This window comes from Stenotrophomonas chelatiphaga, from assembly GCF_032054965.1.
Lineage (GTDB): Bacteria > Pseudomonadota > Gammaproteobacteria > Xanthomonadales > Xanthomonadaceae > Stenotrophomonas > Stenotrophomonas chelatiphaga.
Window position 1 is genome coordinate 53,333 of the sequence record NZ_DAMBRS010000001.1, and the last position, 16,476, is coordinate 69,808.

Consider the following 16,476-nt stretch of genomic DNA (forward strand, 5'->3'; position numbering starts at 1 on the left):
CAGAGTAGATGTCCGCTTACAAGATCACCGAACACAAGTACGACATGGTCGTGGTGGGCGCCGGCGGTGCCGGCCTGCGCGCGACCTTCGGACTGGCCGCCAAGGGCCTGCAGACCGTGTGCCTGACCAAGGTCTTCCCGACCCGTTCCCACACCGTTGCTGCCCAGGGTGGCATCTCCGCCGCGCTCGGCAACATGGGCGAGGACGACTGGCGCTACCACTTCTACGACACGATCAAGGGCTCGGATTGGCTGGGTGACCAGGACGCCATCGAGTACATGTGCCGCGAGGCGATCCCGGCGATCATCGAGCTGGAGCACTACGGCGTGCCGTTCAGCCGTACCGAAGAGGGCAAGATCTACCAGCGCCCGTTCGGCGGCATGACCACCAAGTACGGCGAAGGCCCGGCGGCGCAGCGTACCTGCGCGGCGGCCGACCGTACCGGCCACGCCATGCTGCACACGCTGTACCAGCAGTCGTTGAAGCACGATGCGCGCTTCATGATCGAATACTTCGCGCTGGACCTGATCTTCGACGAAGACGGTACCTGCCGCGGCGTGCTGGCCATCGACATGGCCGAAGGTTCGCTGCACCTGTTCCGCGCCCAGGGCGTGGTGCTGGCCACCGGCGGCTACGGCCGTGCGTACTTCAGCGCCACCTCCGCCCACACCTGCACCGGTGATGGCGGCGGCCTGGCCATGCGCGCGGGCATCGCGATGCAGGACATGGAGTTCGTGCAGTTCCACCCGACCGGTATCTACGGCGCGGGCTGCCTGATCACCGAAGGCGTGCGCGGCGAAGGCGGCATCCTGCGCAACAGCAGCGGCGAGCGCTTCATGGAGCGTTACGCCCCGCATTACAAGGACCTGGCATCGCGCGACGTGGTTGCACGTTCGATGACCGTGGAAATCCGCGAAGGCCGCGGCGTCGGCGAGCACAAGGACCACATCCTGCTCGACCTGACCCACCTCGGCCCGGGCGTGATCGACGACAAGCTGCCGGGTATCGCCGAAAGCGCGCGCATCTTCGCCGGCGTGGACGTGCACAAGCAGCCGATTCCGGTCATCCCGACCGTGCACTACAACATGGGCGGCATCCCGACCAACTTCCATGGTGAAGTGGTGCGCATCGATGGCGACAACCCCGATGCCGTGATCCCGGGCCTGTACGCCATCGGCGAGGCGGCCTGCGTTTCGGTGCACGGCGCCAACCGCCTGGGCTCCAATTCGCTGCTGGACCTGGTGGTGTTCGGGCGTGCGGTGGCCAACCGCTGCGCCGAAACCATCAAGCCGGGCGCCGCGCACAAGCCGCTGCCGGCCGATGCCTGCGACAAGGCGCTGGGCCTGCTGGACAAGCTGCGCTATGCCAAGGGCGATACGCCGACGTCGGTGATCCGCGACAACATGCAGCGGACCATGCAGGCCGATGCGGCCGTGTTCCGCACCAGCCAGACGCTGAAGGAAGGCTGCGAGAAGATGGCCGGCATCTTCGATTCGTTCCAGGACGTCAAGGTCAGCGATCGCTCGCTGGTCTGGAACTCGGACCTGATCGAAACCTACGAGCTGAACAACCTGCTGCTCAATGCAGTGGCGACGATCAACTCGGCCGAGCAGCGCAAGGAAAGCCGTGGTGCGCATGCCCACGAAGACTTCCCGGACCGCGACGACGTCAACTGGCACAAGCACACGCTGGTCAAGGTCGACGACAAGGGCAAGTGCAGCTTCGATTACCGTCCGGTGCACATGTACACGCTGACCGACGAGGTCGACGTGGTGCCGCCGAAGCCGCGCGTGTACTGATCGCGACCCCCGCCTACCATGCAATCCGCGCCTTGACGGCGCGGGCCGCCTGAGCCAACGAGAGCAGCCATGGCCGAGTTTTCCCTGCCGAAGAATTCAAAGATCACGAAGGGCAAGCACTTCCCCGCCGCCAGCGGTGCGAAGAACCTGCGTACCTTCAAGGTCTACCGCTGGAGTCCGGACGACGACAGCAACCCGCGTACCGACACGTACGAGATCGATCTGGATGCGTGCGGCCCGATGGTCCTGGACGCGCTGATCAAGATCAAGAACGAGATCGATCCGACGCTGACCTTCCGTCGTTCGTGCCGCGAGGGCATCTGCGGTTCGTGCGCGATGAACATCGACGGCACCAATACGCTGGCCTGCACCCGCGCCATCGCCGACTGCGGCAAGAAGGAAGTGCCGATCTACCCGCTGCCGCACATGAGCGTGGTCAAGGACCTGGTGCCGGACCTGACCCACTTCTACGCGCAGTACGCGTCGATCAAGCCGTGGATCCGCACGCAGACCCCGGCACCGCCGGACCGCGAACGCCTGCAGTCGCCGGAAGACCGCCGCAAGCTGGACGGCCTGTACGAGTGCATCCTGTGCGCGTGCTGCTCCACCAGCTGCCCGAGCTACTGGTGGAACGGTGAGCGTTACCTGGGCCCGGCGATCCTGCTGCAGGCCTACCGCTGGATCATCGATTCGCGTGATGAGGACACCGGTGCGCGCCTGGACGATCTGGAAGATCCGTTCAAGCTGTACCGCTGCCACACCATCATGAACTGCGCTCGGACCTGCCCGAAGGGCCTGAACCCGGCGCTGGCGATCGCCGAGATCAAGAAGCTGATGATGGCCCGCCGCGCCTGAGTGGTGCGGTTGCCGTGTAGTACCCCGCGACGCCGAGCCCTGCTCGGCGTTGCGTTATCCGGGAATGACGATGGACGAAGCGATCCTTTTGAAGAAGCTGCGCTGGCGTTGCCGCCGCGGCATGCGTGAGCTGGACCAGCTGTTCGAGCATTACCTCGACCGCGAATGGGCCACGGCCCCGGCCGAAGAGCGGGAGGTTTTCCTGTTCCTGCTCGATTGCGAGGACGATAAGTTGTGGCGGTGGTTCATGGGTTACGAGGCCTGCCCGCATGCACACGCCGTCCCCTTGCTCGACCGGATCCGCACCCTCAAGGCTTGAATGGCGCCCGTCGCGGCTGCAGGCCGCGGCGGAGGCGATGGTGCTGCTGGCGGCACCTTGGCTGATCGGCGCCAGTGGGCTGCCTGCGCGCCTGCAGCCGCCGGCCGTGCTGCTGTGCTGGCTGGTGCTGGCGCTGCTGCTGTGGCGCCGGCTGGGCGCGTCGTGTCGCGTGCTGTGGCTGCAGGACGCGCCGCGCCCCCTGCTGCTGGATGGGCGGGAGCTGGAAGACCCTGCGCTGCACGTACGCGGCCCGTGGCTGCAGCTGCGCTGGCAGGGCCCGGGGAAAGAGCGCGGCGTGCTGCTTTTCTGGCCGGATGTGCTGTCGGCCGGCCAACGACGTGAACTGCGTCTGGCCGTCCGCGCACGGCAGGTTTCCCGTAAGCCGCCGTAGGTGGCACCATACGCTGAATCCATTGGCGCACCTGCATGTTCAAACCCATTCCCGTGGCCATCGGCCTGCGCTACCTGCGGGCCAAGCGCCGCAACGGCTTCATCTCCTTCATTTCGATGGCATCGATCCTCGGCATCGCGCTGGGCGTGACCGTGCTGATCACCACGCTGGCGGTGATGAGTGGTTTCCAGAAGGAAATCCGCGACCGCCTGCTGCAGATGTCCGCGCATACCACCATCAGCCGCGATGGCGAGCCGATGAGCGACTGGCAGCGTGCCGTGGACGTTGCCTACAAGGATCCGCGCGTGGCCGGTGCCGCGCCGTACATCGAGATCCAGGCGATGATCAGCGGTCCTCGCGTGCAGGGCGCGCTGGTGCAGGGCGTGGACCCGGCGATGGAGCCGAAGGTCTCGGTGGTTGCCGAGAAGATGAAGAAGGGCCGCTTCGACAGCCTTGCGCAGGGCAGCTACAACATCATCCTCGGCCAGGAGCTGGCGACCTGGCTGGGCGTGGATGTCGGCGACCAGGTGGTGGCGACGCTGGCCGAAGTGCAGGGCACGCCGATGGGCGCGATCCCGCGCATGAAGCGCTTCACCGTCAGCGGCATCTTCGAAGCCGGCTACAACGAGATCGACCGCGGCGTGGCCTTCGCCAACATGCAGGACCTGGAGCGCGTGCTGCGCATCGACGGGGCCACCGGCGTGCGCCTGAAGCTGCATGACATGGACCAGGCGCTCGACGTCGGCGTGGACCTCGCCCAGCACCTGGGCGGTGCCTACCGGGTCAGCGACTGGACCCAGCAGAACGCCAACCTGTACCACTCGCTGCGGATGGAGAAGGTGGTGATGGGCATCCTGCTGTCGCTGATCATCGCGATGGGCGCCTTCAACCTGGTGTCCTCGCAGGTGATGCTGGTGACCGACAAGCAGGCCGACATCGCCATCCTGCGCACGCTGGGGCTGACCCCGCGCGGGGTGATGGGGGTGTTCATGGTGCAGGGTTCGCTGATCGGCATCATCGGCACCGTCGCCGGCGTGATCGGCGGCATCACCCTGACCCTCAACCTGGAACGGATCCTCGCCGCCATCGAGGCGGTGTTCAACGTCAAGCTGCTGCCGGAAGACGTGTACTACATCACCGGCCTGCCGACCGACATGCAGACCGCCGATATCGTGGTGATCACCGTGGTGGCGCTGCTGATGAGCTTCCTGGCCACCCTGTACCCGGCGTGGCGCGCCGCCCGCACCCAGCCCGCGGAGGCGCTGCGTTATGAATGAAGTTTTCTCTCCCGGGCAGGAAGTGATCCGCGCGCAGGCGCTGGGCAAGACCTACGCCGAAGGCCGGATGCATACCCCGGTGTTCGATGGACTGGACCTGCAGGTCAGCGCCGGCGAAACCGTGGCGATCATCGGCGCCTCCGGTGCCGGCAAGAGCACGCTGCTGCACCTGCTGGGCGGGCTGGACACGCCGAGTGCGGGCGAGGTGTTCGTCACCGGTCAGCAGATGTCCACGCTGTCCGACGGTGCCCGTGGCCTGCTGCGCAATCGCGCGCTGGGCTTCGTGTACCAGTTCCACCACCTGCTGCCGGAGTTTACCGCGCTGGAAAACGTGATGATGCCGGTGCTGCTGGGCGGTGGCGAAGTGGCGGCGGCCAATGACCGCGCCCGGCAGCTGCTGGAGTCGGTGGGCCTTGGTCATCGCCTGCAGCACAAGCCCGGTGAGCTGTCGGGTGGCGAGCGCCAACGCGCGGCCGTGGCGCGCGCGCTGGTCAACCAGCCGGCCTGCGTGCTCGGTGACGAGCCCACCGGCAACCTGGATGACCGCACCGCCGGCACCGTGTTCGAGCTGATGCTGGAACTCAATCGCGCCCGGCATACCTCGCTGGTGCTGGTCACCCATGACCGCAGCCTGGCGCGCAAGCTGGACCGCGTGCTGGAACTGCGCGAAGGCAAGCTGCACGCGCTGGCCCACGCCGAGATCTGAGGGTAGTGACGGCCGCTGGCCGTCATTTCTGCTGACGGCCGCCGACCGTCATTTGCCGTGACGGCCGCTGGCCGTCACTACCGGGTTCACGGGCGTGGCTGCATCATCGGCTTGATCCCCATGGAGCCCCGCCATGAAACGCCTGATGATTGCCGTCCTGTGCGCCAGCCTTGCCGCCTGTGCCAGCAGTGGGCGGCTGGGCAGCGACCAACGACTGGCGCTGTACCGCGCCCACGCCGGTGCGCCGCAGAGTGACATGCCTTTCCAGGGCAACCTCAACGGCTGGAACGAACTGGGCGACAGCGCGCTGGCGGTGTGGACCCGGCCGGGCCAGGCCTTCCTGCTGGAGTTGACCGGGCCGTGCCCGGACCTGCCGTATGCGCAGGCGATCGGGCTGACCAGCCGGGTCGGGCGGGTATCGGCGCGGCTGGACAAGGTGCTGGTGCGCGGGCCGGGCCCAGGCCCGCAGATGCCCTGTTACATCGGCAGCATCCGCCCGCTGGACGTCAAGGCACTGCGGACGTCAGAGCAGCAGCTGCGGCACGCGCAGGCGCAGGCGCGCGAGGACTGATCAGGCTTCCGGCACGAAGCCCGGCGGCTTTTCCGCGTTGCCGGAGAACAGGTACTTGACCAGTTCTTCTTCCAGGAATGCACGGTGCTTGGGATCGCGCGGCGACAGCCGGTTTTCGTTGATCAGCATGGTCTGGTGGGCCAGCCACGCGCTCCAGGCCGGCTTGCCGACGTTGGCGAAGATGCGCTGGCCAAGCTCGCCGGGGTAGGGCACGAAATCCAGGCCTTCGGCGTCGGCTTGCTGGTACTGGCAGAAAATGGTGCGGGGCATGGGCAGGTACTCGTGTTCGAAGGGCTAGTGTAGCGCCGAGCCACGCTCGGCGGCCTTTGTAACCGGGATCGCAGTTGCGGGACAACGTGCGCCAGGCAGGGCTCGGCGCGACCGGGTGCCTGCGCTCAGCCTGCCTGCAGCAGCTTGCGGATGGGCGCGGGCAGGCCCAGTGCGGGCAGGTCCACGGCCGCCACCCAGCGCAGCATCGGATGCTCGTGCTTCAGGCCCTGCACGCGCGTGCGCAGTACCTGCAGGTGCAGACGGTAGTGGCTGAAGGTGTGCTGCAATACCGGCAGTTCCTCGGCATCTTCCAGCGCCCCGTCCACGTTCGCATCGAACCACTCCTGCAGCGCCGCGCCGCTGTCGGCCTGCGGCAGGGTCCACAGCGAGGCCCAGATTCCGGTCTCCGGGCGCTTCTGCAGCAGCACGCGTCCGTGTCCGTCGCGCAGCCACAGGGCCGTCGCTTCGCGTTCCGGCAGCACCTTGCCCGGCTTGGCCGTAGGCAGTTCGGCGGTGCGTCCCTCGCGGCGCGCCACGCAGTCTTCCTGCAGCGGGCAGATCACGCAGGCCGGCCGGCTGCGCGTGCACAGCGTCGCGCCCAGGTCCATCTGCGCCTGGGTGTAATCGGCCATCCGTCCGTCCGGCACGTGGGCCACGTGCGCTTCGGCCAACGCCCACAGCGGCCGTTCGACAACCGGCAGGCTGGGGAATCCTTCGATACCGTGGTAGCGGGTCAGCACGCGCTTGACGTTGCCATCCAGGATGGCGAACGGATCGTTCCAGGCCTGGCTGAGGATCGCCCCGGCGGTGCTGCGGCCGATGCCGGGCAGCGCGTGCAGCGCATCGAAATCGCGCGGCAGCTCGCCGCCGTGGTCGGCCACGCAGCGTTTGGCGGCGGCATGCAGGTTGCGTGCGCGGGCGTAGTAGCCGAGTCCGGCCCATTGCGCCATCACCGCATCGTTGTCGGCCGCAGCCAGGTCGGGCAGGGTGGGGAAGTGCTGCAGGAACTTCAGGAAATACGGGATGACCGTGGCGACCTGGGTCTGCTGCAGCATGATTTCCGACAGCCACACCCGGTACGGCGTGCGCGGGTGCTGCCAGGGCAGGTCATGGCGGCCGTGCTGGTCGAACCAGTGCAGCAGCCGCGCGACGAACCGGTCATCACCGCCGGCGGCCGACGCCGGTGCTGGCGTGGCCGCAACCGCGGTGGCGGCCTCAGGCACTGCCGAGTGCTTCGGGCAGCAACGCGTCGACGAAGGCTTCGGGCTCGAACACGCGCAGGTCTTCCGGGCGTTCGCCGATGCCGGCGAAACGGATCGGGATGCCGAACTCCTGCGCCAGCGCGAACACCACGCCGCCCTTGGCGGTACCGTCCAGCTTGGTCACCACCAGGCCGGTGACATTCACCGCCGCGTTGAACTGGCGCAGCTGTGACAACGCGTTCTGGCCGGTGGTGCCATCGATCACCATCAGCACTTCATGCGGCGCACCGGGGTCGATCTTGCCGAGCACGCGGCGGATCTTGCCCAGCTCGTTCATCAGGCCGGACTGGGTATGCAGGCGGCCGGCGGTATCGGCGATCAACACCGAGGTGCCGCGCGCCTTGCCGGCCTGCAACGCATCGAAGGCCACCGAAGCGGCATCGGCGTTCTGGCCCTGGGCGATCACGGTGACGCCGTTGCGGTCGCCCCAGGCCTGCAGCTGCGCCACGGCGGCGGCACGGAAGGTATCGCCGGCGGCCAGCATCAGGCTGTGGCCTTCGTCCTTGAAGCGCTTGGCCAGCTTGCCGATGGTGGTGGTCTTGCCGACGCCGTTGACGCCCACGGTGAGCACCACGAACGGCTTGGCGTTGCGGTCGATGAGCAATGGCTGGGCGACCGGCTTCAGGATCGCGATCAGGTCCGCGCGCAGCGCGGCCAGCAGCGCATTGGCGTCGGCGAACTCGCGCGATTTCATGCGCTTGCGCAGGCTTTCCACCAACGTCGTACTGGCGGTGACGCCCACGTCCGCGGTGATCAGTGCGGTTTCGATTTCATCCAGCAGATCATCGTCGAGCTTGGGATTGCGCGAGAACAGGCCACCGAAGCTGCGTGCGAAGGTGCTGTTGCGCAGGCGCTCGCGCCAACCGGTCTTGCCGGCCGGGGCGGGCTCGGCATCGACCAGCACCGGCAGGTCGGCGGCGGGGGCGGCCGGTGCAGGCGCCGGGGTGACCGGGGCCAGTGGAGCCAGTACCGCGGCCGCGGCGAGGGCTTCTGCTTCGAAATCTTCCGGCGCCAGCACGCGTTCCGGGGCGGCAGCTGCCGGTGCAGATTGAGGTGCAGGCGCAGGCGCAGGTGCAGGTGCAGGTGCAGGTGTAAAGACGGGCGCTGCTGCAGGCGGTTGTGCAACCGGCTGCGGCGCTGCTTCCGCTACGGGCGCGGGTGCCTCCGCTACCGGCGCGGCGACCGGCTCCGGCGGCTGTGCCGGCCTGGCCGAAGGAAACGCAGCGGCGAGCTCTTCAGCCGAGTAGTGCTGGGTCTTGGGCGCATCGACCTGCGAGGCGTCCTGGGCTTTTTTGCGGCGGAAGAAACTGAGCATTGGCAGGTAACGGCTTTAGATCAGGGGGTAGATTACCACCGGGCCCGTCAGGGCCCGTGTGGAGGGGGGCAGCGCAGGGAGGTGAATGACGGCCAACGGCCGTCACTACCGGTGGGGCGGCGCTTTCGTGGTGGCGCCCCTGACCGGCAGCGCCGAGCCATGCTCGGCGAGCGCAGCGGCTGGAGGCGTGACGACCAACGGTCGTCACCCACCAACAGTCGTCGCCCACCAGCAGTCGTCACCCAGCCTCTGCTCAGGCAGACAGTTCGAGCAGCAGCTTGTTCAAGCGCGCCACGTAGGCACCCGGATCCTTCAGGCTGTCACCGGCGGCAAGCGCGGCCTGGTCGAACAGCACCCGGCCGAGGTCGTCGAAGCGCTCGCCATCGGCTTCGGCGTCGAGTTTGGCGATCAGCGGATGGCCCGGGTTGATCTCCAGCACCGGCTTGCTGTCGGGCACTTTCTGGCCACTCGCTTCCAGGATCTGGCGCATCTGCAGGCCCAGGTCCTGCTCGCCGATGGCCAGCACCGCCGGCGAATCGGTCAGGCGGTGCGACACGCGCACTTCGGCCACGTCATCGCCGAGGGCGGTCTTCAGCCGTTCCACCAGCGCCTGCTTGTCCTTGGCGGCCGATTCCTGCGCCTGCTTGTCTTCCTCGCTTTCCAGCGCGCCCAGGTCCAGGTCGCCGCGTGCGATATCCACGAAGCGCTTGCCGTCGAAGTCGGTCAGGTAGCCCATCAGCCACTCGTCGATGCGGTCGGTCAGCAGCAGCACTTCGATGCCCTTCTTGCGGAACACTTCCAGGTGCGGGCTGTTGCGCACCTGGGTGTAGCTCTCGCCGGTCAGGTAATAGATCTTGTCCTGGCCCTCGGCCATGCGGCCCAGGTAGTCGGCCAGCGACACCGTCTGCGCATCGCCTTCGCCGCGCGTAGAGGCAAAGCGCAGCAGCCCGGCGACCTTTTCGCGGTTGTTGTAGTCCTCGGCCGGGCCTTCCTTCAGCACCTGGCCGAATTCCTTCCAGAACATGGCGTACTGCTCCGGCTTGTCCTTGGACAGCTTCTCCAGCATGTCCAGCGAACGCTTGGTCAGCGCTGATTTCATCGAGTCGATGACCGGGCCGGACTGCAGGATTTCGCGCGAAACATTCAGCGACAGATCGTTGGAATCGACCACGCCCTTGATGAAGCGCAGGTACAGCGGCAGGAACTGCTCGGCCTGGTCCATCACGAACACGCGCTGCACGTACAGCTTCAGGCCCTTCGGCGCTTCGCGGTGGTACAGGTCGAACGGTGCGCGGCCGGGCACGTAGAGCAGCGAGGTGTATTCCAGCTTGCCTTCGACCTTGTTGTGGCTCCACGCCAGCGGATCGCTGTGGTCATGCGCCACGTGCTTGTAGAACTCGGTGTATTCGGCATCGGTGACTTCGGTGCGCGGGCGGGTCCACAGCGCGCTGGCGCGGTTGACGGTCTCCCATTCCAGCGCCGGTGCTTCGGTCTCACCTTCGGCCGGAGCGGCTTGCTTCGGCATCTGGATCGGCAGGCCGATATGGTCCGAATACTTCTTCAGGATGCTGCGCAGGCGCCAGCCATCGGCGAAGTCATGCTCGCCGTCCTTCAGGTGCAGCACGATGCGGGTGCCACGCTCGGCCTTTCCCACCGCGGCGATGTCGAACTCGCCTTCGCCGCGCGAGGACCAGCGCACGCCTTCGGCCGCCGGCGCGCCGGCACGACGCGAGTACACATCGACCTGGTCGGCAACGATGAAGGCGCTGTAGAAGCCGACGCCGAACTGCCCGATCAGCTGGGAATCCTTCTTCTGGTCGCCGGACAGCTGGCGCAGGAAGTCGCCGGTGCCGGACTTGGCGATGGTGCCCAAGTGGGCGATGGCTTCCTCGCGGCTCATGCCGATGCCGTTGTCTTCGATGGTCACCGTGTGGGCATCGGCATCGAAGCTGACCCGCACGCGCAGGTCGTTGTCACCTTCCAGCAGCGCCGGCTGGGTCAATGCTTCGAAGCGCAGCTTGTCGGCGGCGTCGGCGGCATTGGAGACCAGTTCGCGCAGGAAGATTTCCTTGTTCGAGTACAGCGAATGGATCATCAGCTGCAGCAGCTGCTTGACTTCGGTCTGGAAGCCAAGGGTTTCGGTCTGTGTCGTTTCAGTCATGGCATGGAGCTCCGTGTCATTGCCGCGCCAGCGTGTGCGGCCTGGGCAAGGGGTGAGGGTGATTGTCCCGTTATCAAGGCCTTTGGGCAGCCAGCGAACGGCGGAGCCCCTCGTGGTGGGTCGCTGGAAGCTTCGGTTCAAGGGTCGGGCCGGGCGGGAGGGGTTGGTGGGGGACGGCAAAAACTGCATCCATGCGGGCCTCGTTTCGCGCCATCCATGGCGCTCAACGCCCCCACCAACCCCTCCCGCCCGGCCCTGTGACATGTTCCGTGCGCCCACCCCGGAAAAAAGAGAGAACAAAGGCAGGGGTCCCCAGCGCTGACAGGTGAAGGGAGCCCCTGAGTCAGGGGCGGCCGCGAAGCGGCGGGGTGTGGGTGCTGGTGAAGAGGGGCCCACGGTTTGCGCAGCAAAGCGTGGGAGCGGCAGCGCGAATGCGATGGCGTGGACCCGTGCCATGGATGGCACGAAACGAGGCCCGCAGGATGCGGCCCTTGCCGTCCCCCACCAACCCCTCCCGCCCGGCCCAACCCCTTGAACCGAAGCTCCCCGCGACCCACCACGAGGGGCTCCGCCGTTCGCCGCAGACCGCGCTGCCGTTACAATCGCACCATGCTGACTTCCATGAACCCGACCCGTGCGCGGGTCACCTCCGGTTGCGCGCCATGAGCGGTCGCGCTGGCAACGACGGCCAGGTCCGCATCATCGGTGGGCAGTGGCGCAATACCCGGCTGCCGGTGCCGACCCTGCCGGGTCTGCGTCCCAGCAGCGACCGCGTGCGTGAAACCCTGTTCAACTGGCTGATGCCCCGCCTTGGCGGCGCCCGCGTGCTGGATGTGTTCGCCGGCAGTGGCGCGCTCGGGCTGGAGGCGGTGTCGCGGGGTGCGGCCCATGCCACCCTGGTCGAGCGGGACCCGCAGCTGGTGGCCAACCTGAGCGCCGTGGTCACCCGGCTGAAGGCCGAGGCCCGCGTGCAGGTGGTGCAGGCCGATGCGCTGCGCTGGCTGCAGACCGCAGCGCCGGTCCAGGCCAGCATCGCCTTCGTTGATCCGCCGTTCGCCGCCGGGCTGTGGGACAGCACGCTTGCGCTGCTGCCGCGGCACCTCAGCGCCGATGCCTGGCTGTACCTGGAATCGCCGGAAGGGCAGGCCCCGGCGCTGCCGGCGGACTGGCTGCTGCACCGCGAAGGCGGCACCCGCGAGGTGCGCTTTGCGCTGTACCGGCGCGCCACTGCTACACTTTGACCCAATCTGAACGTTCACGACCGCACATGACCGTCGCCAATCGTCGCATCGCTGTCTATCCGGGCACCTTCGATCCCATCACCAACGGTCACATCGACCTGGTGAACCGGGCAGCGCCGCTGTTCGAAAAGGTGGTCGTGGGCGTGGCACAGAGTCCGTCCAAGGGCCCGACGCTGCCGCTGGAGCTGCGCGTGCAGCTGGCACGCGGGGCGCTGTCGCACCACGACAACGTGGAAGTGATCGGCTTCGACACCCTGCTGGCGCACTTCGTGCGCTCGGTCCAGGGCGGCATCCTGCTGCGCGGCCTGCGCGCGGTCTCCGATTTCGAATACGAGTTCCAGATGGCCAGTATGAACCGCCACCTGATCCCGGAAGTCGAAACCCTGTTCCTGACACCAGCCGAGCAGCACAGCTTCATTTCGTCCTCGCTGGTACGTGAAATCGCACGCCTGGGTGGCGACGTGTCCGGCTTCGTGCCGGCGTCGGTGCTCGACGCGCTGCGCAAGGCCCGCGAAGCCAAGGCGGCGCAGGCCTGATCCACCCGCCCGTGGCGGATGACCGCCGTCGGCACCTTTTTGTATCCACTGCAATCCACAGAACCACCACGGGAGATCATCCATGAACACCACCATGCGCGCGATGCTGCTGGCCTCGCTGGCCCTGGCCTTCACTGCCTGCAAGAAGGAAGAAGCCCCGGCTGCCGCTGCCGATGCACAGCAGGCGCTGGTCGCCCCGGCCAAGGACGACGATGCCGGCTGGAAGAAGTACCTGCAGACCGTCGCCGTGCAGAACATGGGCACCGTGACCAACAGCCCGTTCCTGTACTACCTCGCACCGGAATCGGATCCGGAGTTCGCTGCCAAGTTCGAGCGCCAGACCGAGAGCGCCACCCAGGCCGTCGCCCGTGGCGTGCAGCCGGGCAACATGCTGGCCTTCGGTTCGTCGGCGTCGGGCAAGATGGCCGACATGATCCAGGTCGTGTTCAAGGACGTGTCGCCGGATTCGATGAAGAACGTGCGCGTGCTGTTCATCGGCGAAGCCGCTGACAACGCCCGCGTGCAGTCCGTCGTGCAGCCCACCGGTGCCGACTACGTTTTCGTCGAAGCCAAGTAATTCCCGTGCGGTAGCGGCCACGCCAACCGGCGTGGTCGTGGGCGGCGCCTTCGTGGCGGCGCCCCTGACCGGCCCGCGCGCCCGCGCAGGCCGGTGCCAGTCCAGCATCCCGGCCCGCGCTGGCCGGATGCGGTGCGCGGGCGAGGAGTCATCGCCGTGTCGCTGAAAATCAACGAGCTCTGCGTCAACTGTGACGTCTGTGAGCCGGCCTGCCCCAACCAGGCCATTTCGATGGGTGAAACCATCTACGTGATCGACCCTGCGCGCTGTACCGAGTGCGTGGGCCATTTCGACGAAGCGCAGTGCGTGGTCGTCTGTCCGGTCGAGTGCATCGACCCGGACCCGGATATCGTCGAAACGCATGACCAGCTGATGGCCAAGCTACGTGGCCTGCAGCACGATCACCCCGAACTCTACGCGGAGCCCCCATCCGAATGAACCCGATCCTGCGCCCCTTGTTGCTGCTGGGCCTGTTGCTGTCCGCCCCGCTGGCCCATGCCGCTGTCCCGGCCCGTGCCGCCCATCCCGATGGCGCGGCCATTGCCAGTGGCCACCGGCTGGCCACCCAGGCCGGCATGCAGATCCTGGCCCAGGGCGGCAACGCCTTCGACGCGGCCGTGGCGGTGTCGTCCACGCTGGCCGTGGTCGAGCCGATCAGCTCCGGGCTGGGCGGTGGCGGGTTCTTCCTGCTGCACGATGCGGCTTCGGGCAAGGACCTGATGCTGGATGCGCGCGAGACCGCGCCGGCCGCGGCCACCGAGGCGGCGTTCCTGGACAAGGACGGCAACCTGGATCGTGACCGTTCGGTCAACGGCGCCTGGTCGGCCGGCATTCCCGGCCTGCCGGCAGCACTGGTGGAGCTGTCGTCCAAGCACGGCAAGCTGCCGTTGAAGGCCTCGCTGCAGCCGGCGATCCGCATCGCCCGCGAAGGCTTCCCGGTGTATGCGCGGATGGCCAAGGGCTACCAGTCGCGGCGCGAAGTGATGGAGCGCTATCCCGGCACGCGTGAGGTATACCTGCGCAACGGCAAGCCGATCGCCGAAGGCGATCTGTTCCAGCAGCCGGAACTGGCGCGCACGCTGGAGCGTCTGGCTGATGGCGGCTTCGATGGTTTCTATCGCGGCCAGACCGGCGCGCTGCTGCTGGCCGGCGTCAAGCAGGCCGGTGGCCGCTGGACCGCCGACGAACTGGCCGGTTACACGGTGAAGGCGCGCGAGCCGATCGTGTTCGATTACAACGGTTGGAAGATCACCACCGCGCCGCCGCCGTCGTCCGGTGGCATCGCGCTGGCGAGCATGCTGCAGATCCTGGAAGGCTGGGATATCAAGTCGATGGATGAGGCGCACCGCGCCCATCTGGTGGTGGAAGCGATGCGCCGTGCCTACCGCGACCGTACCTTCTTCCTGGGCGATCCGGACTTCGTGGAGATTCCGCAGAAGGTGCTCACCAGCAAGGACTACGCGCAGGGCCTGCGTGCCACCATCCACCCGGAAAAGGCCACGCCCAGCGACCTGCTGTCGGGCAACCCGACCCCGCTGGAAGACGACGAGACCACGCATTTCTCGATCATAGACCGCGACGGCAACCGCGTCGGCGCGACCCAGACGGTGAACCTGCTGTACGGCTCGGGCCTGATCCCGAAGGGCACCGGCGTGCTGCTCAACAACGAAATGGACGACTTCGCGCTGAAGCCGGGCACGCCCAATGCGTTCGGCGTGATGGGCTATGCCGCCAATGCGCCGAAGGCGGGCAAGCGCATGCTCAGCTCGATGACGCCGACCTTCATGGAAAACGCCGACAAAGTGGTGGTGCTCGGCACGCCCGGTGGCAGCCGCATCATCACCATGGTGCTGCTGGGCATCCTGGGCTACGACCAGGGTCTGACCGCACAGCAGGTCGCCGCATTGCCGCGCTACCACCACCAGTGGCTGCCGGATGCGATCGAAGCGGAGACCGGTGCGTTCGATGCCGGCACCATCAAGCAGCTGCAGGCGATGGGCCACAAGATCGACCTGCCTGGCGACAGCGCCGAAGGCGGCCGCGGTTCCAGCCACGTCTGGGGCAACCTGCAGACCGTCGAATGGGATCGTCGCAGCAACACCCTTTTTGGCGGTAGTGATCCGCGCAACCCGGTGGGCAGCGCCGAGGTGAAGTAATCCGGTCACGGCAGCGCCGGGCCACGCTCGGCGTCATCGCTCCGGCTAGCGATTATTTAACGCTGGCTGACCGATACTTGCCGCATGAAACTATGGTCGATCCGCGGCAACACGCAGCGCCTGGATGGCGGTGCGATGTTCGGCAATGCACCGCGCGCGGTGTGGGAAAAATGGGCAGTGCCCGACGAACTCAACCGCATCGAGCTGGCATGCCGCGCACTGCTGGCCAGCCCGCTGGAAGGCAAGACGGTGCTGTTCGAAACGGGCATCGGCGCGTTCTTCGAGCCGCGCCTGCGCGAACGTTACGGCGTGCAGGAAAACCAGCATGTGCTGATCGATTCCCTGCGTGAAGCCGGTTTCGAGCACGAAGACATCGACGTGGTGGTCCTGAGCCATCTGCATTTCGACCACGCCGGTGGCCTGCTGGCGCCGTGGGTGGAAGGGCGTGAGCCGGAACTGCTGTTCCCCAATGCCACCTTCGTGGTGGGTGCCGAACACTGGCAGCGGGCACTGCAGCCGCATCCGCGCGACCGCGCCAGCTTCATCCCCGAACTGCCCGCGCTGCTGCAGCAGAGCGGACGACTTGAAGTGGTGCAGGGCGAGTACTCCCGCGTGCTGGGCCGCAGCGTGCGCTTCAGCTTCAGTGACGGGCATACCCCGGGCCTGATGCTGGCCGAGATCGTCGGCCAGCCGGGCAGGGACGGGCAGGCGCATGGCGGGGTGGTGTTCTGCGCCGACCTGGTGCCGGGCCGTTCGTGGGTCCACGTGCCGATCACCATGGGCTACGACCGCAATGCCGAGCTGCTGATCGACGAGAAAAAACAGTTCCTCGAAGACAAGCTGGCGCGCAACGTCCACCTGTTTTTCACCCATGACCCGCAGGTAGCGCTGGCGCAGCTGCAGCGCGACGACAAAGGCCGTTTCGTGACCGTGCACGAACAGGGCGAACTCAAGGCCCGCGCCCTCGCCTGAAAAAAGGGGACGGAGGGAATTAAGTCGCAATCGGCCGCGGTCTGGCCGATTGCGACTTAATTCCCTCC

General features: G+C 67.0%; 17 protein-coding genes. 13 read left to right on the forward strand and 4 right to left on the reverse strand.

Annotated features, from left to right (window positions below; translation table 11 throughout):
* The first annotated feature begins 8 nt into the window (after positions 1-8).
* From sdhA to RTX79_RS00320, 7 genes are all read left to right on the forward strand, one after another.
* The gene (sdhA, locus tag RTX79_RS00290) at positions 9-1,799 is read left to right on the forward strand and encodes a succinate dehydrogenase flavoprotein subunit (RefSeq protein WP_312680916.1); all 1,791 of its coding nucleotides are present in this window, start codon (positions 9-11) and stop codon (positions 1,797-1,799) included.
* Positions 1,800-1,868: 69 nt separating this feature from the next.
* The gene (locus RTX79_RS00295) at positions 1,869-2,654 is read left to right on the forward strand and encodes a succinate dehydrogenase iron-sulfur subunit (protein ID WP_057508143.1); all 786 of its coding nucleotides are present in this window, start codon (positions 1,869-1,871) and stop codon (positions 2,652-2,654) included.
* Positions 2,655-2,724: 70 nt separating this feature from the next.
* Positions 2,725-2,973 (forward strand): succinate dehydrogenase assembly factor 2, encoded by a 249-nt coding sequence (locus RTX79_RS00300; protein WP_042614010.1) that lies wholly within the window; start codon positions 2,725-2,727, stop codon positions 2,971-2,973.
* The gene (locus tag RTX79_RS00305) at positions 2,924-3,364 is read left to right on the forward strand and encodes a hypothetical protein (protein ID WP_312680918.1); all 441 of its coding nucleotides are present in this window, start codon (positions 2,924-2,926) and stop codon (positions 3,362-3,364) included. The genes RTX79_RS00300 and RTX79_RS00305 overlap by 50 nt, the downstream gene beginning before the upstream one ends.
* A 35-nt stretch (positions 3,365-3,399) precedes the next feature.
* Entirely contained in the window at positions 3,400-4,641 is a 1,242-nt protein-coding gene (locus RTX79_RS00310; RefSeq protein WP_312680919.1) for a lipoprotein-releasing ABC transporter permease subunit, read from the forward strand.
* Complete coding sequence (gene lolD, locus RTX79_RS00315; protein ID WP_057508140.1) at positions 4,634-5,347, forward strand: lipoprotein-releasing ABC transporter ATP-binding protein LolD; 714 nt, start codon at positions 4,634-4,636, stop codon at positions 5,345-5,347. Before RTX79_RS00310 ends, lolD begins: the two co-directional genes overlap by 8 nt.
* 133 nt (positions 5,348-5,480) lie before the next feature.
* Positions 5,481-5,918, forward strand: a complete 438-nt coding sequence (locus tag RTX79_RS00320) for a DUF6491 family protein (RefSeq protein ID WP_057508139.1) — start codon at positions 5,481-5,483, stop codon at positions 5,916-5,918.
* Here RTX79_RS00320 and RTX79_RS00325 read toward each other — a convergent pair whose 3' ends face one another.
* The 4 genes from RTX79_RS00325 to htpG form a co-directional block, all read right to left on the reverse strand.
* Entirely contained in the window at positions 5,919-6,188 is a 270-nt protein-coding gene (locus tag RTX79_RS00325) for an oxidative damage protection protein (protein ID WP_057508138.1), read from the reverse strand.
* Between the two features lie 125 nt (positions 6,189-6,313).
* Complete coding sequence (gene mutY, locus RTX79_RS00330; protein ID WP_312682142.1) at positions 6,314-7,330, reverse strand: A/G-specific adenine glycosylase; 1,017 nt, start codon at positions 7,328-7,330, stop codon at positions 6,314-6,316.
* Between the two features lie 73 nt (positions 7,331-7,403).
* Positions 7,404-8,765, reverse strand: coding sequence for a signal recognition particle-docking protein FtsY (gene ftsY / locus RTX79_RS00335; protein WP_312680920.1), 1,362 nt, complete (start codon positions 8,763-8,765; stop codon positions 7,404-7,406).
* Positions 8,766-9,018: 253 nt separating this feature from the next.
* Positions 9,019-10,926: a molecular chaperone HtpG gene (gene htpG, locus RTX79_RS00340; RefSeq protein WP_312680921.1), complete on the reverse strand. Its 1,908-nt coding sequence runs from the start codon at positions 10,924-10,926 to the stop codon at positions 9,019-9,021.
* Between the two features lie 662 nt (positions 10,927-11,588).
* On the opposite strand from htpG, the gene rsmD reads away from it, so the two are divergent.
* From rsmD to RTX79_RS00370, 6 genes are all read left to right on the forward strand, one after another.
* A complete protein-coding gene (rsmD, locus tag RTX79_RS00345; protein ID WP_309686573.1) occupies positions 11,589-12,167 on the forward strand; it encodes a 16S rRNA (guanine(966)-N(2))-methyltransferase RsmD in 579 nt (192 codons plus the stop codon).
* 26 nt (positions 12,168-12,193) lie between these two features.
* Entirely contained in the window at positions 12,194-12,703 is a 510-nt protein-coding gene (gene coaD, locus RTX79_RS00350) for a pantetheine-phosphate adenylyltransferase (RefSeq protein WP_042612384.1), read from the forward strand.
* Between the two features lie 82 nt (positions 12,704-12,785).
* Positions 12,786-13,280: a hypothetical protein gene (locus tag RTX79_RS00355; protein WP_057506679.1), complete on the forward strand. Its 495-nt coding sequence runs from the start codon at positions 12,786-12,788 to the stop codon at positions 13,278-13,280.
* 156 nt (positions 13,281-13,436) lie between these two features.
* Positions 13,437-13,718: a YfhL family 4Fe-4S dicluster ferredoxin gene (locus RTX79_RS00360; protein ID WP_042612382.1), complete on the forward strand. Its 282-nt coding sequence runs from the start codon at positions 13,437-13,439 to the stop codon at positions 13,716-13,718.
* Positions 13,715-15,436, forward strand: coding sequence for a gamma-glutamyltransferase (ggt, locus tag RTX79_RS00365; protein ID WP_312680929.1), 1,722 nt, complete (start codon positions 13,715-13,717; stop codon positions 15,434-15,436). Before RTX79_RS00360 ends, ggt begins: the two co-directional genes overlap by 4 nt.
* Before the next feature lie 84 nt (positions 15,437-15,520).
* Positions 15,521-16,408, forward strand: coding sequence for an MBL fold metallo-hydrolase (locus RTX79_RS00370; protein ID WP_312680932.1), 888 nt, complete (start codon positions 15,521-15,523; stop codon positions 16,406-16,408).
* Positions 16,409-16,476: the final 68 nt, after the last annotated feature.